Here is a 23,932-nt window from a genome sequence, read left to right as displayed (position 1 = left end):
TGGCTTAACGTGTATCAGGCGAGTTTTATCATGATCATGCCGGCAAGCAGCAATATCAGTCCAATCCAACCTTTGTTATTTAAACGCTGACCGAACAGCACCCAGCCGGCTGCCAGGGTGGCGGCAATACCAAACCCGCCCCACAGCGCATAGGCCACGGACAGATCGATACCCTTCACCGCCTGTGACAGGGCGCTGAACGCCCCCAGTACGGCGGCAATCGACAACAGTCCGTAAATTTTACGACGAAAACCGTCAGAGAATTTTAGCAGGACGTTCGCTAAAATCTCCAACACGATGGCAAACCCCAACCAGGCCGCGTGGATCCATTCAAACTGCTGCATGGGTCTGCTCCTTCGGCTGCTTAGTCGGTTTGCGTGTACCCGATTTAATCAGCACGATACCTGCTACCAGCGTCGTTAACCCGGCAATCTTCATTGTTGATAATGTTTCGTCAAATAATAAGACGCTGAACAGGGTGATCAACAAAATACCGATCCCTTCCCACAGCGCATAGGCCACACCCAGCGCAATTTTCTTCACTGCAAACGACAGGAAAATATAGGAAAGTGAAATCATCACCAGCATTAAAATAAAGCCGGTATTGCCATCGCTGACGCTTGCCCATTTCATAGACAGCGTGCCGGTAATTTCAGCGACAATAGCAAGGGCTAATAAAATCCAGTAAAACATGTTTTTCTCCTGCTTGAGAATATAATCCATCGTGGCCTGCTGCGTGCAGCAAACCAAAAAATATGAAATTAAATCAGACAGCTAAGCGCGTAGCGCCAGCTCAGGCAGAAGATGTGACTATAGCGCGTTGCGCCAGTGTTGCTCACCAGAAAGAAGGCAGAAGGAAGTGAAAAATACAGCGGTGTTGTTTGAAGAATACGTCCTGAACAAATTGTCCATAAAATTACAATTATCCGCGTTGTTGCTTCTCGTCTTTGCGGATGAAAATTGTCCTCGGTAGTTGAACACGCCAAATTTGTACCATAAGTAAGCCTTTTACTCAAAGTCTTTTCAATTCTTTACCCATCCCGTTTGATTTTGGTTAGTTTATTGAAACGGCTTTCGCCTTTATTATAAATAAAAATATTATTCAGGAACCCCCATGGCTAAACCCATCATTACCCTGAACGGGCTAAAAATTGTCATCATGCTGGGCATGCTGGTGATCATACTGACGGGCGTTCGTTTTGCCGCCGACATCATCGTGCCGTTTATTCTGGCCCTGTTTATTGCGGTGATCCTTAACCCGCTCATACAGCGCATGACGCGGTTCCGCATCCCGCGCGTGCTGGCAATCACGATGCTTATCAGCATCATTATTATTGCCATGGTGCTGCTGGTCGCTTATCTCGGCACCTCCCTGAATGAACTGACGCGAACGTTACCGAAATACCGCTCGTCGCTGGCGATACCGCTGTTGCAGCTTGAACCCTGGCTGCAGCGTGCGGGAATCGAAGTGTCCGTTGAGGAGTTGCTGAAGTACATTGATCCGAATGCCGCCATGACCCTCGTCACCGGCCTGCTGGCGCAGCTCTCTAACGCCATGACCTCGATTTTCCTGCTGTTTTTAACGGTGGTGTTCATGCTGCTGGAAGTGCCGCAACTGCCCGCAAAACTGCAGCAAATAATGGTCCGTCCGGTTGAAGGCATGGGAGCGATTCAACGCGCGCTGGATAGCGTCTCCCGCTATCTGGTCCTGAAAACCGCCATTAGCCTGGTCACCGGGGCCGTGGTCTGGGGAATGCTGATGGCGCTGGATGTCCGGTTTGCGTTCGTCTGGGGATTACTGGCCTTTGCGCTCAACTATATCCCCAACATCGGTTCGGTGCTGGCCGCCATTCCCCCTATTCTGCAGGTGCTGGTGTTCAGTGGGTTCTATGATGCGCTGATTCTGCTGGCCGGGTATCTGGTGATTAACCTGGTGTTCGGGAACATTCTTGAGCCACGCATGATGGGGCGTGGTCTGGGATTGTCCACGCTGGTGGTATTTCTGTCCCTTATCTTTTGGGGATGGCTGCTCGGCCCGGTCGGCATGTTGCTCTCCGTTCCGCTGACCATCATTGTGAAGATTGGCCTCGAACAGACGGCAGGCGGGCAAAGTATCGCCGTGCTGCTGAGCGATATGAGCCATAAGCCAGTCGAATAACCTCCGCAGATGCCTGCCTCGTCCCCCTTACCGGGGGTGACGAGACAGGCAGGCGTTACGGCCTTCGCGCTCGGCGCACAACAAAATAGCTACTCGCGCCATCCCATTGCCGGTGCAACATGCTTCAGAATGGATTCGATAACATGCGCGTTGTAATCCACTCCGAGCTGGTTCGGCACGGTGAGCAATAAGGTGTCCGCTTCGGCAATCGCTTCGTCCTGTTTCAACTGCTCAATCAGCTTTTCAGGCTCAGCGGCATAGCTGCGTCCGAAAATGGCGCGCGTTTTCTCATCAAGGTAACCCACGCTATCGCTGTCATTCCGGCTTGCGCCGAAGTACATACGGTCACGATCGTCCATCAGCGCGAAAATACTGCGGCTGACCGAGACGCGCGGCTGACGAGTATGCCCGGCTTCCGCCCAGGCCTGTCGGTAGGCGCGGATCTGTTTTGCCTGCTGAATATGGAATGGCTCACCGGTTTCATCATCTTTCAGGGTTGAGCTTTGCAGGTTCATCCCCAGTTTTGCAGCCCATACCGCTGTCGCGTTCGACCCTGCGCCCCACCAGATGCGCTCACGTAAACCTTCGGAATGTGGCTCCAGGCGCAGCAGTCCCGGTGGATTTGGGAACATGGGTTGTGGGTTCGGTTTTGCAAACCCTTCTCCGCGCAGCACCTCAAGCAGTACCTCGGTGTGTCGGCGTGCCATATCTGATTCATTTTCCCCTTCCTGCGGGACATAACCAAAATGACGCCAGCCATCAATGACCTGCTCCGGAGAGCCCCGGCTGATCCCCAGCTGCAAACGTCCGCCGGAGATTAAATCCGCCGCGCCCGCATCTTCCGCCATGTACATCGGATTTTCATAGCGCATATCAATCACACCAGTACCGATTTCGATGCTTTTCGTTTTGGCACCGATCGCCGCCAGTAAGGGGAACGGAGAGCTGAGTTGACGGGCAAAATGATGCACACGGAAATAGGCACCATCTGCGCCCAGCTCTTCAGCGGCGACGGCCAGGTCGATGGATTGCAACAGGGTGTCCGCCGCGGAACGCGTGCCGGACTGAGGTGACGGTGTCCAGTGACCAAATGACAAAAAGCCGATCTTTTTCATAACGAGATATCCTGATGATGCTTTGCGTTATCTCTACTTTACGCATTACCCGGGGAGAATAAATGCCCTTTATTTAACGGAATAATTCAAATAAATTGACAGAATTGAGCGGATCGCAATGACGCCCCATAATGAGATATAGTGCGTCTTTCTTTTTCCCTGGCAGGTAAAACCGGCAATGGCTCTGATCCCTAAAAACTACGCGCGACTGGAAAGTGGCTACCGTGAAAAGGCATTAAAAATCTATCCCTGGGTCTGTGGACGCTGCTCACGCGAGTTCGTCTATTCAAACCTGCGCGAGCTCACGGTTCACCATATCGATCACGATCATACTAATAACCCGGAAGATGGCAGCAACTGGGAGCTGTTGTGCCTGTTTTGCCACGACCATGAACACTCGAAATACACCGAAGCAGATCAGTACGGTACTACCGTTGTGGCGGGTGAAGACGCGCAAAAAGACATGGGCGTGGCCACTTTCAACCCGTTTGCCGATCTAAAAGCGATGATGAATAAGAAAAAATAATTCCCTAATATTGCCCCTCTTCGTCATATGGGCCTCACAGTTACAGGTAAAAGGATATGGATACACTCCGTTGCTACTGGGACGTTTTTTTCAATGCTTATGGCTCACTGCTCACGAAAACCGTGCTGGTATTACTGCTGGTGTGGTGGTGTCATCAAACCCTGCAGCGCTTCAGAAAAGAAGCCCCTGACGCTACCGGCCCCATTGCCGAGGCCAATGCCAGAGAACGCTACCAGTGGCGCTACTTGCGGTGGGCTTTAAGTAGCATCCAGGGCATCCTTTCCCTGTATATTATAGGGTTGATTATTACGACGCTTTTTACGTAGCGGATACGGTTTCTGCCCTGAAGACGTCTCAGGTAGCCTCTGTATTTAACAGTCCGCATTGTCGATGATAAGCCGGGGACGCATGCGCAGACTCGTTACAGTCCAGCGTCCCCCTGCGGATCACTCAACCGTCAGCGCGAAACAATTTTTCAGTACAGAGGCAATGTCATCTTCTGCCAGCTGCTGCGTTTCAACGCCCTGCGCGGTGATCGTTTTCAGCACGTTACCCAGCAAAATCTGGCGTCCTTCCGGGCGATGCTGTACGACGAGCAGCTTCTGCACAAAAATGGCGTCCGGGTGCGTGGAGTTAAGGTAGTTGGCAGGCACAAAATCAATCCACTCCTGAGGAGAGAGGTCAAAGCCGTACTGACTGGCCCATTTACCCTCCACCCGTGCCTGAAGCAGATACTCACCCTCCGCGTTACGGGTCAGCCGGAACGTGTCGAAATCCTGCCGGATATCCGTATCAAGCATGTCTAACGCCATCGGCGCACGGATGCCGTAGCTACCGAACCCGAGGTCACAAAGCCACTGACGACCGTCAATCTCAGCAATGAGTGCCATATGGGTTTTAGGCCGACGCACCGGGTAGAACATCGGGCGCGCCGCGACAAAACGCCAGCGAATGCCCAATGCCTCCAGCGCCATCGCAAATAGCCCATTCACCTCATAGCAATAGCCGCCGCGCTTCTGCCTCAACAGCTTATCGGCAATGTCTTCGGGTACCAGCGAGACAACTTTACCCGCCTGTACATCCCCATTTTCAAAGGGTATCGAAAAGAGCTGATGGCGCATAAGCGCATGCAGGGTTGCAGTATCGGCAGCCGCAGGGCCGGTATAGTTTATGCGCCTGAAATAGGCAGAAATATCGAAATTGTCGCTGTGCATAGTGCCTCCTTGTCTGGAACATGCCGGACACTATAGATGGGGCACTTCATTGGCTGTATAGTCAGTTTTATCGAAAATTTGACTGCACAGATCCCCATGGCCGCCCCGTCCCCCCATTACCGTCGGATTGCTGAGATGCTGCGTCTTACGCTGGCTTCAGGCGCGTTGCAAATCGGCGACCGGATGATCTCTGCACGTAAACTGGCCGAGCGCGAACAGGTCAGTCTCCCGACGGCACTGGAAGCACTCCGCTGCCTTGAGGCCGAAGGCCTGATCGTTGCGCGTCCGCGTTCGGGCTACTACGTCCGTCAGACCCGCCTGTCCCGATGCGTGCAGCCCAACCGTTCCCTGCCCGGCCCCGTGCCTGTGACAATGTCAGCCGTCGCGCGCTCGTTATTCAGTAGTGCAGAAGCCCGGCTGGTACCGCTGGGGGCTGCCTTGCCCGACCCCGCGTGGCTACCAGGCGATACCCTGCAACGTGCGCTGCAGTCTGCAGGTCGACGTCTGGAAGCGCGTGGGCAAAGCTATAGCCTGCCTCCGGGGCGGGTTGATTTGCGCAGTAAGATTGCCGCCCGGGCAGCGCAGTGGGGCGGCCGTTTTGGTGCAGAGGATCTCATCATCACCGCTGGCGCGACACAGGCGCTTCGTCTGGCGTTGCGGGCTGTGTGCCAGCCTGGCGACGTGGTGGCGATAGAACAACCCGCCTATTTCGGTACGCTGTTGCTGCTGGAAGATTTGGGCCTGAAGGCGCTGGAAATCCCAACCGATCCTCAAGAAGGGTTGTTGCTGGCGCCGCTCGCCGATGCTATTCGGTGCCATCATCCAGCGGCCGTTCTGGCCTCGCCCACCGTGCAAAATCCGCTGGGCGCCAGTATGTCCGTCCCCCGCAAGCAGGAACTTGTTGCCCTGCTGGAAGATGCAGGCATCCCGTTAATTGAGGACGATGTTTATGGCGATCTGGTCGGCGAAGGGCAACGTCCTCCGGCCTGTAAAGCGTTCGACCAGAGCGGGAATGTCATTTACTGCAGTTCATTGTCTAAAACGCTTGCGCCCGGATGGCGCATCGGCTGGATTGCGGCCGGACGTTACCACGCCCAGGTCCTGCAGGCGCGTATGGCCGGAGACTGGGCAGGCGCGCCGCTGTTTGAAGCCGCAACGAGCGAAATCCTGGCCAGTGGCGACTACGATCGTCATCTGCGGCGGCTAAAGCGGCGCATCGCAGAAGGGATTGGTGCCGTCATTGCGCGCGTCAAGGCAAGCTTCCCTCCCGGCACGCGCGTTAACGTGCCGGCTGCCGGTTTCCTGTTGTGGGTTGAACTTCCACACCAGGTGAATGCACTGGAGGTGCACCGCCGCGCGCTGGCACTGAACATTGGCGTTAGCCCCGGGCCGCTGTTCTCCCCCCGCGCACACTTAACGAATTACCTGCGATTAAATTGTGCCAACGAACCCACGCCCCTCCTGCTGAATGCGGTGGATCGGATTGGCGCGCTTTGTCATGAACTGGCCAGCTCCTCTGGCCTTATTCCAGAAAGTGAACATTGAGCGCTCTTTACTCCCTGCATCCGGGTTCGCGTTTTTTACTGCTGTCAGAAACGCACTCCCCTTTTTTTACGGAATAATACGTGCCGCTCTTAGCTGCGAGAACAGGCTGAAAAACATCTCATCGGTTGCCTGCATTCGCGTGAACCCTGACCGGCGGAGCTTACTGCCGTCGCCAAACATGTCGTAATTCCAGCTAAAGACAAAATCGGCAAAATGCCCGTCGTTCAGCTGCAAAATATCCGCCTCCACCAACCGCTCCCCGGCAATGTCGCGCCATAACGCACGATAGTCCTTAAACAGCTGATGGAATGACAATCTGACCGGCGGCGCAGAGTCCAGTTCAAACCAGCGTGCGATGCGCGGCCACAGCTCGCTCCAGCGCCAGATGTCCCCATTATTCACGTTGAAAGCCTGGTTGTTAGCCCTACGTGATGTGGCTGCCCACAGCGTTGCCTCCGCCAGCAATCCGGCGTCAGTATGATCAACAATGCTGTGCCAGGTCTGTTCCGAACCGGGAAAACGCAGAGGTAAACCCAGAGCCTTACACAGGGACGCATACAGTGCGATGCTCAGCGCAAGGTTCATGGTATTGCCTGGCACCGAACTGCCCACCACGCCTGGCCTGATGGCATTCCAGTGCCAGCGTTTTCCCCGCTGAAAATCACGGAGCCACGCGAGCTGAGCGGCGTTAAATTCTGCCCCGGGTACGCCCGGATCGCTTTCGCGTGCCGGGGTTTTGAACGGTCCCAGGTGCGCGCCATACACTTTGTATCCCTGCATCAGGCTTACCGTCTGCAAAGGCGCCGTTTTTTCAATATTGCTGACCAGGTTACGCAACATCGTGACGTTCGGTTCAACCATTTTCGCCCAGCTCCCGGCATTCATCCAGGCGCTGTAAAAAATATGGGTGATCTCGCCAGCGGCTTGCAAAGCCCTGGCGCTATCCTCCGCATCCAGTAAATCCACGTTGATCAGCGAAATAGCATCAGGATGGGATAAGGCATGGCGGCTCAGGCCAATCACCTGCCATTTGTTGTCCAGGAGCGTTTTGACGAGCTGTCTGCCTACGATCCCGCTGGCGCCAGCGACCAGCGCGACGTTTTGTGGCTGCATCTTATTCACGGTGTTTCTCCAGTTAGGGTGACAGACACAGTGTGATATATTATTTTTTCCCTACATATCCCCTGAATTCGATGGCACTTATAAGAAAAAACATTAAATGAACAATAAGCTCAACGCCATTTCCACCTTTCTGCGCGTCGCAGAAGCGGGTTCCTTTTCGGCAGCCGCTCGCCAGAGCGGAATGAAGCAGTCTGCCGTCAGCCAGCAGATTGCCGCCCTGGAACAGGAGCTCGGGGTGGTATTACTGCATCGGACAACGCGAATGATGAAGCTCACCGAGCAGGGTGAACGTTATCGCCGTGATATGCAGCTTTTGCTGGATGCCATGCAGGAAGCGGAGAGACGGTTGAACCCTGCCGATCATCAGTTTCAGGGCAGCGTCCATGTTCAGTTGCCAAGCGGTCTGGGGCAGATCGTTTTGCCCCCTCTGCTGGCGCTTCAGCGCCAGCATCCGGCGTTGCACCTGACGTTGTCCCTGGATGACCGCATCGCCGACCTGGTGAGCGAAGGGGTGGATGTCGCGCTACGCCTTAGCGCTGAGCCTCCGCAATCGCATGCGGCACGTCTGCTGATGCGGATTGAAACCGCGCTGTTCGCTGCTCCCGGCTTTCAGGCGGTACACTCCGTCAGCGAACTGGCGGCACATCCCCATGTGCGATTTAGCGGCATCCCGCGGGATGCGCCTCTACGGTTGATCGCCGGTGAGGAAACAATTGACGTGAAAGTGCATACCGTTTTTCGTGCCAACACCAGTGACGCCCTGTTACAGGCGCTGGAGTCAGGCCTCGGGATTGGCGGCATGCAGCTGCCGCTTGCGGCAAAGGCGTTGCAAGCCGGCACGCTGGTGCCGGTATTACCGGCCTGGCGGTTACCTGACCGGTATCTCTATGCCGTCTACCCCGACGCCCGCTTTATCCCACAACGCGTCAGAAGCGTGATACAGGTGATCGAACAAATCCTGCCGACGCTTGCCAAATAACCGGCGTCTACTTCGCTACCGGCAAATCCGCGTACCGCGTCGTATAAGCCGGTGACAACATCTCGCGCTTCATCGCCCAGGATTTCTCAATCCCCTGCCCGGCAAACCATATCTTCCCTTTCCCGGAATGATTCACGCTGTCGATCAACTCCATCAGCGCCGCGCTGTTGGCGCGCAAACGGTTATCGTCAAATAAATTCAGCTGGGCGACGCCGCTACTGAAAAAGTCCGCCAGCATCACCCCCGCTTTCATGTAGCGATAGCCGTCAAGCCATATGCGCCCCAGCGCATCGGTGGCGGCACGGATGATATCGCGCGAGTCATTGGTGGGCGTCATCAGGGTGACAGACGCCTGATTGCCGTAATAAACCTCGTTGTCCGCATGCGGGCTGGTACGTAAAAACACGCTGATAAAGCGACAATATTGATGCTCGCTGCGCAGCTTTTCCGCAGCCCGTTCAGCGTAGGCGCAAATGGCCTGGTGCATCTCCTCGTATTGCGTAATACGGTGTCCAAACGAGCGGCTACAGATAATCTGCTGCTTCGTGGGCGTAAACTCTTCCAGATCAAGACAGGGCTCGCCGCGCAGCTCGCGCGCCGTGCGCTCCAGGACAACGTTAAAATGTTTGCGGATGACCCACGAGGAAGCTTGTGCCAGATCCAGCGCCGTGGTGACGCCCATCGCATTAAGTTTTTTGGTAATGCGCCGCCCGACGCCCCACACCTCCTCTACCGGTACGCGCGCCAGCAGTTTACGCTGCCGCTCGCGATCCGATAAATCCACTACGCCTCCCGTGCTGCTCCACCGCTTTGCCGCATAGTTGGCCAGCTTCGCCAGCGTTTTCGTGGGGGCAATGCCTACGCCAACGGTTAATCCCGTATTTTTAAACACCTGCGTGCGCATATGATGACCAAACGCCTCCAGCGCCATGCAGTTGCTGACGCCAGCAACGTTCACAAACGCCTCATCAATGGAGTAAATCTCTATGGCCGGGGCAAAGTCGGTCAGCGTCTGCATCACCCGGCTGCTGAGATCGGCATAAAGCGCATAGTTTGAGCTAAAGACGTAAACCCGCGCGGGAAAGCGCTTCTCTTTGAATTTGAAATACGGCTCGCCCATTTTTATATCGAACTGCTTTGCCTCCCGCGACAGCGAAATAATGCAGCCGTCGTTATTGGAGACCACCACCACGGGTTTGCCCCGCAGATCGGGCCGAAACACCGTCTCGCAGGAGGCATAAAAGCTGTTCACATCAACCAGCGCGAACATGTTTATGCGTTTTGAGTGTGTGGGTGACAACACCGAAGATCTGCAGTTCCTCTTCGGACTGAAACGTGATCGGCTGATAGCGAACGTTATGCGGCACTAACCTCAGGATCGGGCGGGTCTGCAGCTCTTTGACCGTAAACTCACCCGCGACGGATGCCACCACAATATCCCCGTGCACGGCGTTTAACGAACGATCGACGACCAGCAGATCGCCATCGCCGATCCCAACGCCGATCATCGAGTCTCCGCTCACCTTCACAAAGTAGGTCGCGCTGGGATGCCTGACGGCCAGGCGGTTAAGATCGAGACGATCTTCCACATAATCCTGTGCCGGGCTTGGAAAACCACACGCTACGCGTTCTACAAATAACGGTAATTCAAGAGGTTGCTTTGGATAATAAGAAAAGAGAGTGTCCATAAATGCCTTTCTCGCCAGATACTGTATATAAATACAGTATTACGGATTATGGACAAGGATCAAGGTCCTTTACGGGGGTCACCCCAAACGCATTGAAGTGTGAGCGGATTTAATTCAGCCGTATCCTGCGCATCGGCGAAAGAATAGCCAGATAACGCCTGCGGCAGCGACATTCAGGTTTCAAGAGGGACAAAAAAGCCCAAAGTACTGCTTTGGGCTTATGCCTGTCTGGCTTAATCCGCCAGCGAATCGAGCATTTCCAGCGCGTCAGCCGGCAGCACCAGCTCCGCCGCCGCAAGATTTTGTCGCAGATGCGCCACGGAGGAGGTGCCGGGGATCAGCAGGATGTTCGGCGAACGTTGCAGCAACCACGCCAGCGCGACCTGCATTGCCGTTACGCCCAGCGAATCAGCGACCGCCTGCAGCCCGGATGATTGCAGGGGTGTAAAACCGCCCAGCGGGAAGAACGGCACATACGCAATCCCCTGCTGCGCCAGCGAATCCACCAGCACATCATCGCCACGGTTCACGATGTTGTACATGTTCTGCACACACACCACCTGCACCATCTTCTGCGCTTCCGCAACCTGGGTGGCCGTGACGTTGCTCAGGCCAATATGGCGCACCAAACCTTGCTGTTGTAACTCGGCCAGCGTGGCGAGAGGTTCAGCAATTGAGCCTTCTGCTGGCCCGTGTGCGCTGAACATGATGCGCAGATTAACCACGTCCAGCACATCCAGCTGCAGATTACGCAGGTTGTCATGTACCGCCTGCGTCAGTTCCTGCGCGGAGAAGGCCGACAGCCAGGAGGCATCACTGCCGCGACGGGCACCGATCTTGGTGACGAGCGTCAGATCGTCGCGGTACGGATGAAGCGCCTCGCGGATCAGCTGGTTGGTGATATGCGGCCCGTAAAAATCGCTGGTATCAATGTGATTCACCCCAGCAGCCACCGCTTCGCGGAGCACATCCAGCGCGGCATTTTTGTCCTTTGGAGGACCAAACACGCCCGGCCCGGCAAGTTGCATCGCGCCATAGCCAAGCCGTTTAACCGTCCGCGATCCCAGTGCGTACGTCCCGCATTTATCAATGCTGCTCATGTCGACCTTCCTCATAAAAATGATCCGGATTTACAACGAGTTCCTTAACAGACCCCGTAGTTAAGCGCGAGTTAAATTAAAGTTTAATTTCTCTACGACGATAGTATTTGTGTAACCCTGCATCTTCTCTAACGGACGACCGCTATGCTGAAAAATCTGCACGTGATTACCGGTATTATCTTTGCTCTCACCATATTCTGTCTGTTGCAAGTTGTCACGGGAGGGTTGTTCTACTCTGCCGTCAGCAACGACCGCCATAACTTCCAGAACTCCGGGGTGCTCAATGCCCAGCAGGAGAGCCTGAGCGACAGCGTGAACACGCTGATCAAAACGCGCGTCACCGTCACCCGCGTGGCGATCCGCTACCTGAAAAACCAGCGCGACCCGGCGTCCCTTGCGGCGATCAACAAACTGCTTGGCACCGCGGCTGATTCTCTGGCTAAAGCGGAAGCCTATAACAAAGAGTGGCAGAAAATGCCGCAGGTTAACGGCCAGAACGCGGCATTAACCGACGAAATGCAGAAATCATGGAGCCAGATGCATGAAGTGATGCGTCTCTCCATTGCGTATCTGCGTGCCGACAACTACCAGGCCTATGGCGATCTGGATGCCCAACAGGCCCAGGACGATATGGAAGGGGTGTATAACCGCTGGCGCGCCGAAAACAACACCCTGCTGAAAGCCGCAACCGAAGAGAACCAGAGCAGCTTTACCCAGATGCAATGGACGCTGGCAGCGATCTTCCTGGCCGTTATCGCGGTGCTGGTGGTGATCTGGCAGGGTTTACAACACCTGCTGTTAAAACCGCTCCACATGATTATGAACCATATTCGCGCCATTGCGGGCGGCGATCTGACGCAGGATATCGCCCTGTCTGGCCGCAATGAGATGGGCCAACTGGCGGCGGGTCTGCATGAAATGCAGCAGTCGCTGGTGACCACCGTCAGCGCCGTGCGTGGTAGCACCGACTCCATTTACACAGGCGCAGGTGAAATTGCCGCCGGAAGCAACGATCTGTCTGCCCGCACCGAGCAACAGGCGGCTTCGCTGGAGGAGACGGCTGCCAGCATGGAAGAGCTGACCGCAACGGTTAAACAGAACTCCGACAACGCCCGTCAGGCTACGCTACTGGCGAAGAACGCTTCAGAAACGGCGGCCCGTGGCGGTCACGTGGTGGATAACGTTGTCCGTACCATGACCGAAATCGCCGACAGCTCGCAGCAAATTGCGCACATTACCGGCGTGATTGACAGCATTGCCTTCCAGACAAACATTCTGGCGCTTAACGCGGCGGTGGAAGCTGCGCGTGCCGGGGAGCAAGGTCGTGGCTTTGCGGTCGTCGCAGGTGAAGTCCGCACGCTGGCCAGCCGCAGTGCGCAGGCGGCGAAAGAGATCAAAGGGCTGATTGAGAACTCCGTCAGCCGGGTGAATACCGGTTCAGAGCAGGTCAGCGAAGCGGGCGCAACCATGAAGGAGATTGTCGCCGCCGTGACCCGCGTGACCGATATCATGGGCGAGATTTCGTCGGCGTCCGATGAACAGAGCCGCGGCATTGAACAGGTGAGCCTGGCCGTTTCGCAGATGGACAGCGTCACACAGCAAAACGCCGCGCTGGTACAGCAATCCGCCACGGCGGCGGCGGCCCTGGAAGATCAGTCGGAACAACTGCGCCAGGCTGTGGCAGCGTTTCGCCTGAACGGAAAGGAAAAAGCCACCGCGCCCCGCCCGGCCACGGTGAAAACCCCACAGCTGTTACGCCCGGCAACGGCCAACACCGCCACCGACAGCAACTGGGAAACCTTCTGAGTGACAGGCGGGCGAACGTCTCGCCCGCCAGAAGCGCTTAACGGCTGCGCTTAGCGTGCCGTTCCCAGTTCTCCTGTTTCGCTTCGTCAGACTTTCGTAGCGAAACATAGCATGCTCCGCTGCCGCCGTGATGCGGCAGCGCCACGCAAAAGGCCTGCACTTCCTCGAACTCGGTTAACCAGCGCGCCAGATAGCTGCGTACCACGTTGGGATGGGCGTTCTGCTCCCGCCCTTTTCCATGAATGATCACCAGGTTACGTAATCCATCGCGTCCAGCCTGGCGGATAAAGGAAAACAGCATCTGCCGGCAACGCTCGGCAGGCTGGCGTAACAGATTTAAGCTGGCCTGGCGGGAATATTTACCCGAGCGGAGCTTATCAATAACGCCCTGTTGCACCCCTTCCCGTCTGAACGCCAGCGGCTCCTCCAGGGGCAGAAGTTCCAGGAAGCCCAGGGTCAGGAAGTTATCCAGTTGCTCGGTATCAATCTCCTGACGCGTCCGCGTGTTGCGGCTCGGCTGCCAGTGAATATCCGTGCAGCGCTTCAGGGGCTGGATACCCTCCATGGCGTCAAGAAAAAGTGATTTGTCGTCAGGGTTCATGGACATCCTCCCGCTACATCTGAGCCTGTACTATACCTGCGCCAGGCATGGGCCTCAATAACCGCCCCCCAGGATGAGGGCATAAATATTAACCTGATGAATATAAAAATTATTTCTTCGCAAAAGTTAAACGCGACTTAACTTAAATTTCAGCACACATAAAACAGAAAGTTTAGGTTAAAAAATGTGGAATCAATGATGCTAAAACATATCTTTTTGAGGGTGAGCTGTTATAATTAAATAAACCTGCTTCACGGATATAACATTCAGGATCTGCGAAGGGAAGCATTGCTGTGTGTTGTAGGGTCTGTCTGATGTCGGACAGGCTCTGTTTTTTTATTTTACTCCCCGCTTCACTCCGATACTATTTTCCGCGCCTCTCTTCTGAATTGCGTAATTAACGATTCGGTCAGGGGTGTCTGACGAGAATCACGGCGCTGAATTAAATAATAGGCCGCTTTAGGTAGCGATTCGACAACGGGCAGCATAACCAGACGGTGCGCCAGCAGCGGGTCACAGCCCAGTTCCTTTGGCAGGATACTTAAAAAATCACTTTGTGCAACAAGGCTAATGCAGGAAGAAAACGTTTCGCAGACAACGTCAATGCGCGGTATTTGCGAGCGATGAGTAAAAACATCTTCTAATTGCTTATAATAACTCCCGCGTGGCGTCGGCATTGTCCAGTTATAATTCAGCAATTCGGTAATGGATGTCGCGCCCGTCGCCGGATGCCCTTGCCGACAAAATACGGCGAAAGGCTTTTCGAACAATTTTTCAAACGTAAACTCATGATCGTACGGCCCCTGATAATAGGTATTGATGGTGAAATCCAGCTCGCCCTGGCGTAATTCATTGATCATCGACACCAGTTGCCCTTCCATAATCCGGACTTTTACCTGCGGATGTCGTGCATGAAAGCGGGTGATCACCGCGGGCATAAGGCTTCGCGAAATACTGGCTCCCATTCCAATGTTAATCTGCCCGGCCAGTTCCCCCTGGCGCTGGCGGATATCATCCTGCGCCGCGCGTAACTCTTCCAGAATCAGCCTGGCGCGCGAGTAAAACCCTTCCCCACATTCGGTCAATGCGACGCCTTTACTCCTGCGCACAAACAGCTGCGCCGCCATCCCCTCTTCCAGCTCTTTGATCGATTTGGTCAGCGCCGGTTGCGAAAGATTAAGCGTCCTGCTGGCACCGCGGATACTGCCCTGACGCGCGACTTCAACAAACGCCCGGATTTGATGAAATTTAATCTGAAATGACATAGCCCGACCGATAACCGTTGTTTATCAGAGTAAAGAAACTGTCATCTACTTTAATGGAAATGGATGTGCGAGGGTAATTCCTGAACGGTTAAAACTGTGAAAAAACGGTTAGTGATAAGTAAAAACTATCACAGCGTGAAGCAGTTCACATATTTTAATGATGACAGGAACAGATATGGAATCACTGGCGCAGTACATCCAGACATTAGCCCCACAACTGAGCGCATGGCGTCGCGATTTTCACCATTTCGCGGAGTCCGGATGGCTCGAATTTCGCACGGCGGCGAAAGTCGCGGAAATCTTAGACCAACTGGGTTATTCGCTGGCGATGGGCCGCGACGTGGTGGACGCCGAAAGCCGTATGGGATTACCCAATGACGCCACGCTGGCGCGAGAGTTTGCCCGCGCCCGGGCGCAAGGCGCACCAGAGAAATGGCTGGCCCCGTTTGAAGGGGGATTTACCGGCATTGTGGCGACCCTGAATACCGGCCGGCCAGGCCCGACGCTGGCGTTTCGCGTGGATATGGACGCGCTGGATTTAAGCGAAGCACTCGATGACAGCCATCGCCCGTTCCGCGACGGGTTTGCCTCCTGCAACCCGGGGATGATGCACGCCTGCGGCCACGATGGCCACACCACCATTGGTCTGGGGCTGGCGCACGTGCTTAAGCAGAATGAATCGCAACTCAATGGCACCATCAAACTGATCTTCCAGCCTGCCGAGGAAGGCACCCGAGGCGCTCGCGCCATGGTGGCCGCTGGGGCGCTCGACGACGCGGACTACTTCACCGCGATTCACATTGGCACCGGTGTGCCCGCCGGTGTGGTGATCTGCGGCAGCGATAACTTTATGGCCACCACCAAGTTCGATGTGCATTTTACCGGGGTTGCCGCACACGCCGGCGGTAAACCGGAGGACGGCCGTAATGCCCTGCTCGCCGCAGCTCAGGCCGCTATCGCGCTTCACAGCATTGCCCCACACAGCGAAGGTGCATCGCGGGTGAATGTCGGCGTGATGCAGGCCGGCAGCGGACGCAACGTCGTGCCGGCTAACGCCCTGCTCAAGGTTGAAACCCGCGGCGTAAGCGAAGCCATTAACCAGTACGTCTTTGAACGCGCGCAGGCCGTGATTACCGGTGCGGCGGCACTCTACGGCGTGAGCGTCGAGATGCGTCTGATGGGCGCCGCCACCGCCAGTGCCCCTACACCGGCCTGGGTAGATTATCTGCGCCAGCAGGCAAGCCAGGTGACCGGCGTGGTGCAGGCCATTGACAGAGTCAACGCCCCCGCAGGTTCCGAAGACGCGACGCTGATGATGGCCCGCGTGCAACAGAACGGCGGAATGGCGTCGTATATGGTGTTCGGTACCGAGTTAAGCGCAGGTCATCACAATGAAAAATTTGATTTCGATGAGCAGGTCATGAACCTCGCTATCGAAACGCTGGCGCGCACTGCGCTTAATTTCCCGTGGACGCGAGGTGTGTAATGCAGGAGAACTACGCTTTTATTGCCGATGCCATCGACACGCGATGTCAGCTGTTAACCGACATTGCCGACGACATCTGGGATCACCCTGAAACGCGTTTTGAAGAGTTTTGGTCCGCGGAACGGATTGCCGGCGCGCTGGAAGCGGAAGGTTTCACCCTGACCCGTGAAGCCGGCGGGATTCCGAATGCCTTTATCGCCAGCTTCGGCAGCGGTAAACCCGTTATCGCCCTGCTGGGGGAATATGATGCTCTGGCCGGATTGAGCCAGCAGGCACATTGCGCGATGGCACAGTCCGCCACGCCGGGTGCCAACGGCCACGGCTGTGGCCACAATTTGCTGGGAACGGCAGCGCTGGCGGGTGCCATTGCGGTGAAAAGCTGGCTGGAGCAGCACGGGGGGAGCGGCACCGTGCGTTTCTACGGCTGTCCTGGTGAAGAAGGCGGTTCAGGGAAAACCTTTATGGTGCGCGAAGGTTTGTTTGATGACGTTGATGCAGCCGTCACCTGGCACCCTGAAGCATTTGCCGGCATGTTTAACGTCAGCACGCTGGCCAATATTCAGGCCGCCTGGCGGTTTCACGGCGTGGCGGCACATGCTGCTAACTCGCCACATCTGGGGCGTAGCGCGCTGGATGCCGTAACGCTGATGACCACCGGCACCAATTTCCTCAACGAACACATCATTGAGAAAGCGCGCGTTCATTACGCTATCACCGATACCGGTGGAATCTCACCCAACGTGGTGCAGGCGCAGGCTGAAGTGCTGTACCTGATCCGCGCGCCGGAAATGGCCGATGCGCAGCAGATCTACGAACGTATCGAGAAAATCGCTCAGGGCGCGGCAATGATGACCGAAACCACCGTTGCGTGTCGCTTTGATAAAGCCTGCTCCAGCTACCTGCCCAACCGCACGCTCGAAGCGGCGATGTATCGCGCCCTGCAGCATTACGGCACACCGGAGTGGACGGAAGAGGAGTGCCAGTTTGCGCAGGATATTCGTGCCACGCTAACGCCAAATGACCTGCAAAACAGCCTGAAGAACATTGCCGCGACGGGGGGAGAAGCCGGTAACGCTTTTGCGCGCCGTCAGCAGGAGATGTTACTGACAGATGAGGTCGCACCTTACGCCATTACCGATAACGTACTGGCCGGGTCAACCGATGTGGGCGATGTCAGCTGGAAAATGCCGGTGGCACAGTGCTTCAGCCCCTGCTTTACCATCGGAACGCCTTTGCATACCTGGCAACTCGTGGCTCAGGGGCGAACCTCCATTGCTCATAAAGGCATGCTGCTGGCCGGAAAAGTGATGGGCGCAACCGCGCTAAATCTGCTCCAGGATGCAACGCTGCTGCAACAATGCCGGGAAGAGTTCGAACAACAAATCACCGAAAAGCCGTACGTGTGTCCGATTCCGGCAGGCGTGACACCGTCACCTTTAAAATAATAAAACACAACACAACAACACAACAACACAACAACACAACAACAGTCCCGAGGAACGCCCATGAGTATGTCTTCCATACCTTCGCATTCCCCATCCGGTAAGCTCTATGGCTGGGTTGAAAGGATCGGCAATAAAGTGCCGCACCCTTTCCTGCTTTTTATCTGGTTGATCGTGGTTTTGATGGTGGCGACAGCGGTGCTGTCCGCCTTTGATGTCAGCGTGCGCAGTCCGGCCGATGGCAGTATGGTGGCGGTCAAGAACCTGTTGAGTGTCGAAGGGTTGCACTGGTTCTTACCGAATGTGGTTAAAAACTTCAGCGGCTTCGCCCCGCTGGGAGCCATTCTGGCGCTGGTACTGGGCGCCGGGCTTGCCGAGCGTGTCGGTCTGTTACCGGCGCTGATGGTGAAAATGGCCTCCCACGTCAGCGCACGTTACGCCAGCTACATGGTGCTGTTTATCGCCTTCTTTAGCCACATCTCCTCTGATGCCGCGCTGGTGATCATGCCGCCCATGGGCGCTCTGATTTTCCTCGCCGTCGGACGCCATCCCGTGGCGGGTCTGCTGTCGGCGATTGCGGGCGTAGGCTGCGGCTTTACCGCCAACCTGCTGATCGTGACCACCGATGTCCTGCTCTCAGGCATCAGCACGGAGGCGGCCAAAACCATCGACACCGCGATGCACGTCAGCGTCATCGACAACTGGTACTTTATGGCCAGCTCGGTGGTCCTGCTGACCCTGGTGGGCGGACTGATTACCGATAAGCTTATAGAGCCGCGTTTAGGGAAATGGGAAGGCCGAAGCGATGAGAAGCTGGAGACGCTGAGTAAAGAGCAACGCGTTGGCCTGCGCGTGGCAGGCGTGGTCTCGCTGGCGTTTATTGCCGCGGTCGCGCTGATGGTGGTACCGGAAAACGGCATCCTGCGCGATCCGGTTAAACATACCGTTCTCCCCTCGCCGTTTATTCAGGGCATTGTGCCGCTGATTATTCTGTTTTTCTTTGTCGTTTCGCTCGCCTATGGGATCGCCACCGGCAAAATTCGCCGTCAGGGCGATCTGCCGCAGCTGATGATCGAACCCATGAAAGAGATGGCGGGCTTTATTGTGATGGTGTTCCCGCTGGCGCAGTTCGTGGCGATGTTTAACTGGAGCAACATGGGCAAATTTATGGCCGTGGGGCTGACCGATGCGCTGGAAGCGGCGGGGTTAAGCGGCGTCCCGGCATTTGTCGGCCTTGCGCTGCTGTCGTCACTGCTGTGCATGTTTATCGCCAGCGGCTCGGCTATCTGGTCGATTCTGGCCCCCATCTTTGTGCCGATGTTTATGATGCTGGGGTTCCACCCGGCGTTTGCCCAGATCCTGTTTCGTATCGCAGACTCCTCCGTCATCCCCTTGGCACCGGTCTCACCGTTTGTTCCGCTGTTTTTAGGCTTCCTGCAGCGCTATAAACCAGAGGCAAAACTGGGTACCTACTATTCGCTGGTTTTACCCTATCCGCTTATCTTTTTAGGGGTATGGCTGGTGATGCTGGTGGCATGGTATCTTGTCGGTCTGCCGATTGGGCCGGGGATTTACCCAAGGCTGCACTAAAGGATTAACGATGCTGAGATTACTCGAAGATAAAATTGCCACGCCGCTTGGTCCACTGTGGGTGATTGCAGACGAGCAGTTCTGTCTGCGCGCCGTTGAGTGGGAAGAACACAGCGACAGGATGGACACGTTGCTCAACGTGCACTATCGCGCGCAGGGTTATGAACGTATCAGCGCCACCAACCCCGGCGGCCTGAGCGACAAACTGACGGCGTACTTCGAGGGCGATCTCAGCATCATTGACACCCTGCCGACCGCCACGGCAGGCACACCTTTCCAGCGCGAAGTCTGGCAGGCGCTGCGCAGTATTCCGTGCGGACAGGTCATGCATTACGGCCAGCTCGCCGGGCAACTCGGCCGTGCCGGCGCGGCCCGCGCGGTCGGCGCGGCAAATGGCGCTAACCCCGTCAGTATTGTGGTCCCCTGCCACCGCGTGATTGGCCGCAACGGCACCCTGACCGGCTATGCCGGTGGCGTGCAGCGCAAGGAGTGGTTACTGCGTCACGAGGGGTATCTCCTGCTCTAGTTTCCAGGCTTTTAGTGCTTAATTTTCTTCCGGTTAGGCTAAAAATCCATAATCAAGCTGTGGAATTTCAAGAAGATGGCAACAGGTTGCCGTCTCTTGTCCTTATTGATGGTTTGGCAGGCTTACGTACTTACCAAAAAGATGTTAAAATTGACCAATATCAATTAAGGCTTGAGCAAACCTATGATCCCGGAAAAGCGAATTATACGACGCATTCAGTCTGGCGGTTGTGCTATCCATTGCCAGGATTGCAGCATCAGCCAGCTCTGTATCCCGTTTACCCTGAATGAGCATGAACTCGATCAGCTTGATAATATCATCGAGCGCAAAAAGCCTATTCAGAAAGGGCAGACGCTGTTTAAAGCGGGAGACGAACTGAAATCGCTCTATGCTATCCGTTCTGGCACCATCAAAAGCTACACCATCACGGAACAGGGTGATGAGCAGATCACCGGCTTCCATCTGGCGGGTGACCTGGTTGGCTTTGATGCCATCGGTACTGGCCATCACCCGAGCTTTGCTCAGGCGCTGGAAACCTCAATGGTTTGCGAAATCCCGTTTGAAACGCTGGACGATCTCTCAGGCAAAATGCCCAATCTGCGTCAGCAGATGATGCGTCTGATGAGCGGTGAGATCAAAGGCGATCAGGACATGATTCTGCTACTTTCCAAAAAGAATGCAGAAGAACGCCTGGCCGCGTTTATCTATAATCTCTCACGCCGCTTCGCGGAGCGCGGTTTCTCCCCGCGTGAATTCCGTCTGACCATGACGCGTGGCGATATCGGTAACTACCTGGGCCTGACCGTGGAAACCATTAGCCGCCTGCTGGGTCGTTTCCAGAAAAGCGGAATGCTGGCCGTTAAGGGTAAATACATTACCATCGAAAACGGTGAAGCTCTGGCCGTTCTTGCCGGTCACTCCCGCAACGTGGCATAACGCCTCCGCATGATTGATGCCAGGCCGATAAATTTTTATGATTTATTGGTCTGGTACGTCACCACTTCCGTTTCACCACGTTTCCCTGGCACCGCCCCACTCAGTCCCTGAAAGGTTCTTGTTGAGGTTATGAATTGAGAGAAAGTTTATTTTTCGTTTCAGTCGTTATCGCCTCAGTGACCTTCATATTCATCTGGATCATGCTTGTCGGGCCAATGAAGGGTGAAGAAAAAACCTACGTACAGGATTCAACGACGTTTGCGATTGCGGTGATGGTACTGCTGCTGATTGCCTTTATCGCGGTAACGACAACGGTTCTGTTTCTGTGACAGATTTTCATGATTTATTGATCTGACAAAAACTTCCCCCCTGTTTCATTCAAGATATATAGGTTACTCTTTTAATTACAGACTGTGGTGACAGTAGTAAGGAGACCTGTATGGCAAAGTATCAAAACATGCTGGTGGCTATCGATCCTAACCAGGACGATCAGCCGGCATTACGACGTGCTGTGTATCTACATCAACGGATTGGTGGCAAAATCAAAGCGTTTTTGCCGATCTATGACTTCTCTTATGAGATGACCACCCTTCTGTCGCCTGACGAACGCACCGCAATGCGTCAGGGAGTGATCAGCCAGCGTACCGCGTGGATCCGTGAACAGGCCAAATATTACCTGGAAGCGGGTGTTCCTATCGATATTAAAGTGGTCTGGCATAACCGACCTTTCGAAGCCATTATCCAGGAAGTGGTCGCCGGTGGGCACGACCTGTTGCTGAAAATGGCGCACCAGCACGACAAGCTGGAATCCGTGATCTTTACCCCTACCGACTGGCACCTGCTGCGTAAATGCCCTTGCCCGGTGTGGATGGTAAAAGACCAGCCGTGGCCAGAAGGCGGCAAGGCCGTCGTGGCTGTCAACCTGGCGAGCGAGGAGGATTACCACAATTCGCTCAATGAAAAGCTGGTCAAGGAGACGATCCAGCTTGCCGAGCAGGTTAACCACACTGAAGTCCATCTGGTGGGCGCTTACCCGGTAACACCGATTAATATTGCCATCGAGCTGCCTGAATTTGACCCGAGCGTGTATAACGATGCGATCCGGGGGCAGCACCTGCTGGCCATGAAGGCGTTACGCCAGAAATTCAGCATCGATGAGAAAATGACACATGTGGAAAAAGGGTTACCTGAAGAGGTGATCCCGGATTTAGCAGAACATCTGCAGGCGGGGATTGTGGTACTGGGTACCATTGGCCGGACCGGTATTTCTGCCGCGTTCCTGGGCAATACCGCCGAACAGGTGATCGACCATCTGCGCTGTGACCTGCTGGTCATCAAGCCGGATGAGTATCAGACACCGGTTGAACTGGACGACCCGGAAGACGACTAAGTTCAGACATAAAAAAACCGCCGGAAACGGCGGTTTTTTTTGTCGCTGATTTACAGCGATTTCAGAATCGCATCGACACTGGCTTTTGCATCGCCAAACAGCATGTGCGTGTTCTCTTTAAAGAACAGCGGGTTCTGAACCCCTGCATAACCGGTGTTCATGGAACGTTTGAAGACAATCACGTTCTGCGCCTTCCACACTTCCAGAACCGGCATACCGGCGATTGGGCTACGCGGATCGTCCTGCGCCGCCGGGTTAACGGTGTCGTTGGCACCAATAACCAGGACGGTGTCGGTATCGGTGAAATCATCGTTGATCTCATCCATCTCCAGCACGATGTCGTAAGGCACTTTCGCTTCCGCCAGCAGCACGTTCATGTGGCCTGGCAGACGCCCCGCTACCGGGTGAATGCCAAAGCGAACCTTGATACCACGCGCACGCAGCTTCTCGGTGATCTCCGCAACCGGATACTGAGCCTGCGCCACCGCCATGCCGTAGCCTGGGGTAATGATGACCGAGTGTGAGTTTTTCAGCATCTCTGCGGTATCTTCCGCGGTGATCTCACGGTGCTCACCCACTTCTTCGTCAGAACCGGTTGAGGAGCCGTCCGAACCAAAGCCACCCGCGATAACGCTGATAAACGAACGGTTCATCGCCTTACACATGATGTAAGACAGGATCGCACCAGAAGAACCGACCAGCGCACCGGTGACGATCAACAGATCGTTGCTCAGCATGAAGCCTGCTGCTGCCGCGGCCCAACCGGAGTAGGAGTTCAGCATGGAGACAACCACTGGCATATCGGCACCACCAATGGAGGCCACCAGGTGCCAGCCAAAGGCCAGGGCAATCAGGGTCATCACCAGTAACGCCAGCACCTGCAGGCCCACGCTTTCAGTGCGCACGAAGACCACCAACAGCACAAAGGACACGACCAGCGCCGCCAGGTTCAGCTTGTGACGGTTTGGCAGCATCAGCGGTTTAGAAGAGATCTTACCGCGCAGTTTGCCGAACGCGACAATTGAGCCGGTGAAGGTCACCGCACCAATGAAGATGCCGAGGAACACTTCCGTCAGATGGATGTTGACCAGAATCGGTTCCAGACCGGGTGTGTGGTACAGATAGCTGTTGAAGCCCACCAGCACCGCCGCCAGCCCCACGAAGCTGTGCAGAATGGCCACCAGCTCTGGCATCTCGGTCATTTCAACGCGTTTCGCCAGGCGAATACCAATCGCGCCACCGATGATCATCGCCACCAGGATCCATGCAACGTTGCCGGTGTCCGGCCCGAAGATGGTGGCAATCAGCGCAATCGCCATCCCGGCGATACCAAAGTTATTTCCCTGCTGAGACGTTTCGTGTTTGGAAAGTCCCGCCAGACTGAAAATAAACAGGATTGCAGCAACAATGTATGCGGCTGTGACTAATCCTCCAGACATATGC

The 23,932-nt window shown here is 55.4% G+C and carries 24 protein-coding genes; 13 read left to right on the top strand and 11 right to left on the bottom strand.

The annotated features are described in order from the left end of the window. Nucleotides 1–14: 14 nt before the first annotated feature. On the bottom strand, nt 15–344 hold the full coding sequence (mdtI, locus tag ACMGG3_RS05865; RefSeq protein ID WP_014169849.1) for a multidrug/spermidine efflux SMR transporter subunit MdtI: 330 nt from the start codon (nt 342–344) through the stop codon (nt 15–17). Then, entirely contained in the window at nt 331–693 is a 363-nt protein-coding gene (gene mdtJ / locus ACMGG3_RS05860; protein WP_032670478.1) for a multidrug/spermidine efflux SMR transporter subunit MdtJ, read from the bottom strand. Before mdtJ ends, mdtI begins: the two co-directional genes overlap by 14 nt. Before the next feature lie 421 nt (nt 694–1,114). Here mdtJ and ACMGG3_RS05855 point away from each other — a divergent pair, with 421 nt between their 5' ends. Next, nucleotides 1,115–2,158 carry an AI-2E family transporter gene (locus ACMGG3_RS05855; protein ID WP_014169847.1) on the top strand — a complete coding sequence of 348 codons (1,044 nt, stop codon included), beginning with the start codon at nt 1,115–1,117 and terminating at the stop codon, nt 2,156–2,158. A gap of 89 nt (nt 2,159–2,247) precedes the next feature. On the opposite strand, the gene ACMGG3_RS05850 is transcribed toward ACMGG3_RS05855, so the two are convergent. Further along, on the bottom strand, nt 2,248–3,273 hold the full coding sequence (locus ACMGG3_RS05850; protein ID WP_014169846.1) for an LLM class flavin-dependent oxidoreductase: 1,026 nt from the start codon (nt 3,271–3,273) through the stop codon (nt 2,248–2,250). 178 nt (nt 3,274–3,451) lie between these two features. Here ACMGG3_RS05850 and yajD point away from each other — a divergent pair, with 178 nt between their 5' ends. Both yajD and ACMGG3_RS05840 read left to right on the top strand, forming a co-directional pair. Continuing rightward, the gene (gene yajD, locus ACMGG3_RS05845) at nt 3,452–3,799 is read left to right on the top strand and encodes an HNH nuclease YajD (RefSeq protein ID WP_014169845.1); all 348 of its coding nucleotides are present in this window, start codon (nt 3,452–3,454) and stop codon (nt 3,797–3,799) included. A gap of 56 nt (nt 3,800–3,855) precedes the next feature. Further along, complete coding sequence (locus tag ACMGG3_RS05840) at nt 3,856–4,125, top strand: hypothetical protein (protein WP_014169844.1); 270 nt, start codon at nt 3,856–3,858, stop codon at nt 4,123–4,125. Nucleotides 4,126–4,245: 120 nt separating this feature from the next. Here the strand turns inward: ACMGG3_RS05840 and ACMGG3_RS05835 are convergent, their stop codons facing one another. Further along, nucleotides 4,246–5,013: an arylamine N-acetyltransferase family protein gene (locus ACMGG3_RS05835; protein WP_025204325.1), complete on the bottom strand. Its 768-nt coding sequence runs from the start codon at nt 5,011–5,013 to the stop codon at nt 4,246–4,248. 36 nt (nt 5,014–5,049) lie between these two features. Between ACMGG3_RS05835 and ACMGG3_RS05830 the strand changes: the two genes are divergently transcribed. Further along, nucleotides 5,050–6,558: a PLP-dependent aminotransferase family protein gene (locus ACMGG3_RS05830; protein WP_414149680.1), complete on the top strand. Its 1,509-nt coding sequence runs from the start codon at nt 5,050–5,052 to the stop codon at nt 6,556–6,558. A gap of 66 nt (nt 6,559–6,624) precedes the next feature. Here the strand turns inward: ACMGG3_RS05830 and ACMGG3_RS05825 are convergent, their stop codons facing one another. After that, entirely contained in the window at nt 6,625–7,680 is a 1,056-nt protein-coding gene (locus ACMGG3_RS05825) for an SDR family oxidoreductase (RefSeq protein ID WP_414149679.1), read from the bottom strand. Nucleotides 7,681–7,777: 97 nt separating this feature from the next. Between ACMGG3_RS05825 and ACMGG3_RS05820 the strand changes: the two genes are divergently transcribed. Then, nucleotides 7,778–8,659 (top strand): LysR family transcriptional regulator, encoded by an 882-nt coding sequence (locus ACMGG3_RS05820; RefSeq protein WP_104440210.1) that lies wholly within the window; start codon nt 7,778–7,780, stop codon nt 8,657–8,659. Between the two features lie 7 nt (nt 8,660–8,666). On the opposite strand, the gene umuC is transcribed toward ACMGG3_RS05820, so the two are convergent. The 3 genes from umuC to ACMGG3_RS05805 form a co-directional block, all read right to left on the bottom strand. Continuing rightward, entirely contained in the window at nt 8,667–9,929 is a 1,263-nt protein-coding gene (gene umuC, locus ACMGG3_RS05815; protein WP_025204329.1) for a translesion error-prone DNA polymerase V subunit UmuC, read from the bottom strand. Next, complete coding sequence (gene umuD, locus ACMGG3_RS05810) at nt 9,913–10,347, bottom strand: translesion error-prone DNA polymerase V autoproteolytic subunit (protein ID WP_014169838.1); 435 nt, start codon at nt 10,345–10,347, stop codon at nt 9,913–9,915. Before umuD ends, umuC begins: the two co-directional genes overlap by 17 nt. Nucleotides 10,348–10,580: 233 nt before the next feature. Further along, nucleotides 10,581–11,447: an aldo/keto reductase family oxidoreductase gene (locus ACMGG3_RS05805; RefSeq protein WP_414149678.1), complete on the bottom strand. Its 867-nt coding sequence runs from the start codon at nt 11,445–11,447 to the stop codon at nt 10,581–10,583. Between the two features lie 144 nt (nt 11,448–11,591). Here ACMGG3_RS05805 and tcp point away from each other — a divergent pair, with 144 nt between their 5' ends. Beyond that, nucleotides 11,592–13,253 (top strand): methyl-accepting chemotaxis citrate transducer, encoded by a 1,662-nt coding sequence (tcp, locus tag ACMGG3_RS05800; RefSeq protein WP_014169836.1) that lies wholly within the window; start codon nt 11,592–11,594, stop codon nt 13,251–13,253. A gap of 37 nt (nt 13,254–13,290) precedes the next feature. On the opposite strand, the gene smrA is transcribed toward tcp, so the two are convergent. Both smrA and ACMGG3_RS05790 read right to left on the bottom strand, forming a co-directional pair. Then, a complete protein-coding gene (gene smrA / locus ACMGG3_RS05795) occupies nt 13,291–13,854 on the bottom strand; it encodes a DNA endonuclease SmrA (protein WP_020884302.1) in 564 nt (187 codons plus the stop codon). 353 nt (nt 13,855–14,207) lie between these two features. Beyond that, nucleotides 14,208–15,119, bottom strand: coding sequence for a LysR family transcriptional regulator (locus ACMGG3_RS05790; RefSeq protein ID WP_414149677.1), 912 nt, complete (start codon nt 15,117–15,119; stop codon nt 14,208–14,210). A gap of 175 nt (nt 15,120–15,294) precedes the next feature. Here ACMGG3_RS05790 and ACMGG3_RS05785 point away from each other — a divergent pair, with 175 nt between their 5' ends. The 7 genes from ACMGG3_RS05785 (at nt 15,295) to uspE (ending at nt 22,489) form a co-directional block, all read left to right on the top strand. Next, complete coding sequence (locus ACMGG3_RS05785; RefSeq protein WP_414149676.1) at nt 15,295–16,605, top strand: M20 family metallo-hydrolase; 1,311 nt, start codon at nt 15,295–15,297, stop codon at nt 16,603–16,605. After that, nucleotides 16,605–18,050 carry a M20 family metallopeptidase gene (locus ACMGG3_RS05780; protein WP_414149675.1) on the top strand — a complete coding sequence of 482 codons (1,446 nt, stop codon included), beginning with the start codon at nt 16,605–16,607 and terminating at the stop codon, nt 18,048–18,050. Before ACMGG3_RS05785 ends, ACMGG3_RS05780 begins: the two co-directional genes overlap by 1 nt. Before the next feature lie 60 nt (nt 18,051–18,110). After that, nucleotides 18,111–19,637, top strand: a complete 1,527-nt coding sequence (gene abgT / locus ACMGG3_RS05775) for a p-aminobenzoyl-glutamate transporter (RefSeq protein ID WP_020884305.1) — start codon at nt 18,111–18,113, stop codon at nt 19,635–19,637. Between the two features lie 10 nt (nt 19,638–19,647). Then, a complete protein-coding gene (gene ogt, locus ACMGG3_RS05770) occupies nt 19,648–20,163 on the top strand; it encodes a methylated-DNA--[protein]-cysteine S-methyltransferase (RefSeq protein WP_020884306.1) in 516 nt (171 codons plus the stop codon). A gap of 183 nt (nt 20,164–20,346) precedes the next feature. Next, on the top strand, nt 20,347–21,099 hold the full coding sequence (gene fnr / locus ACMGG3_RS05765) for a fumarate/nitrate reduction transcriptional regulator Fnr (RefSeq protein ID WP_014070017.1): 753 nt from the start codon (nt 20,347–20,349) through the stop codon (nt 21,097–21,099). Nucleotides 21,100–21,275: 176 nt separating this feature from the next. Then, nucleotides 21,276–21,428 carry a hypothetical protein gene (locus tag ACMGG3_RS05760; protein WP_223398027.1) on the top strand — a complete coding sequence of 51 codons (153 nt, stop codon included), beginning with the start codon at nt 21,276–21,278 and terminating at the stop codon, nt 21,426–21,428. A gap of 110 nt (nt 21,429–21,538) precedes the next feature. Then, complete coding sequence (gene uspE / locus ACMGG3_RS05755) at nt 21,539–22,489, top strand: universal stress protein UspE (protein WP_014169827.1); 951 nt, start codon at nt 21,539–21,541, stop codon at nt 22,487–22,489. Nucleotides 22,490–22,539: 50 nt separating this feature from the next. On the opposite strand, the gene pntB is transcribed toward uspE, so the two are convergent. Next, entirely contained in the window at nt 22,540–23,928 is a 1,389-nt protein-coding gene (gene pntB, locus ACMGG3_RS05750) for a Re/Si-specific NAD(P)(+) transhydrogenase subunit beta (protein ID WP_025204333.1), read from the bottom strand. Between the last annotated feature and the right edge of the window lie 4 nt (nt 23,929–23,932).

The organism is Enterobacter sp. BNK-18 (genome assembly GCF_047456135.1).
GTDB lineage: Bacteria > Pseudomonadota > Gammaproteobacteria > Enterobacterales > Enterobacteriaceae > Enterobacter > Enterobacter ludwigii.
Note: the sequence above shows the minus strand (reverse complement) of the source record. Positions and strands in the feature narration are given on the sequence as shown.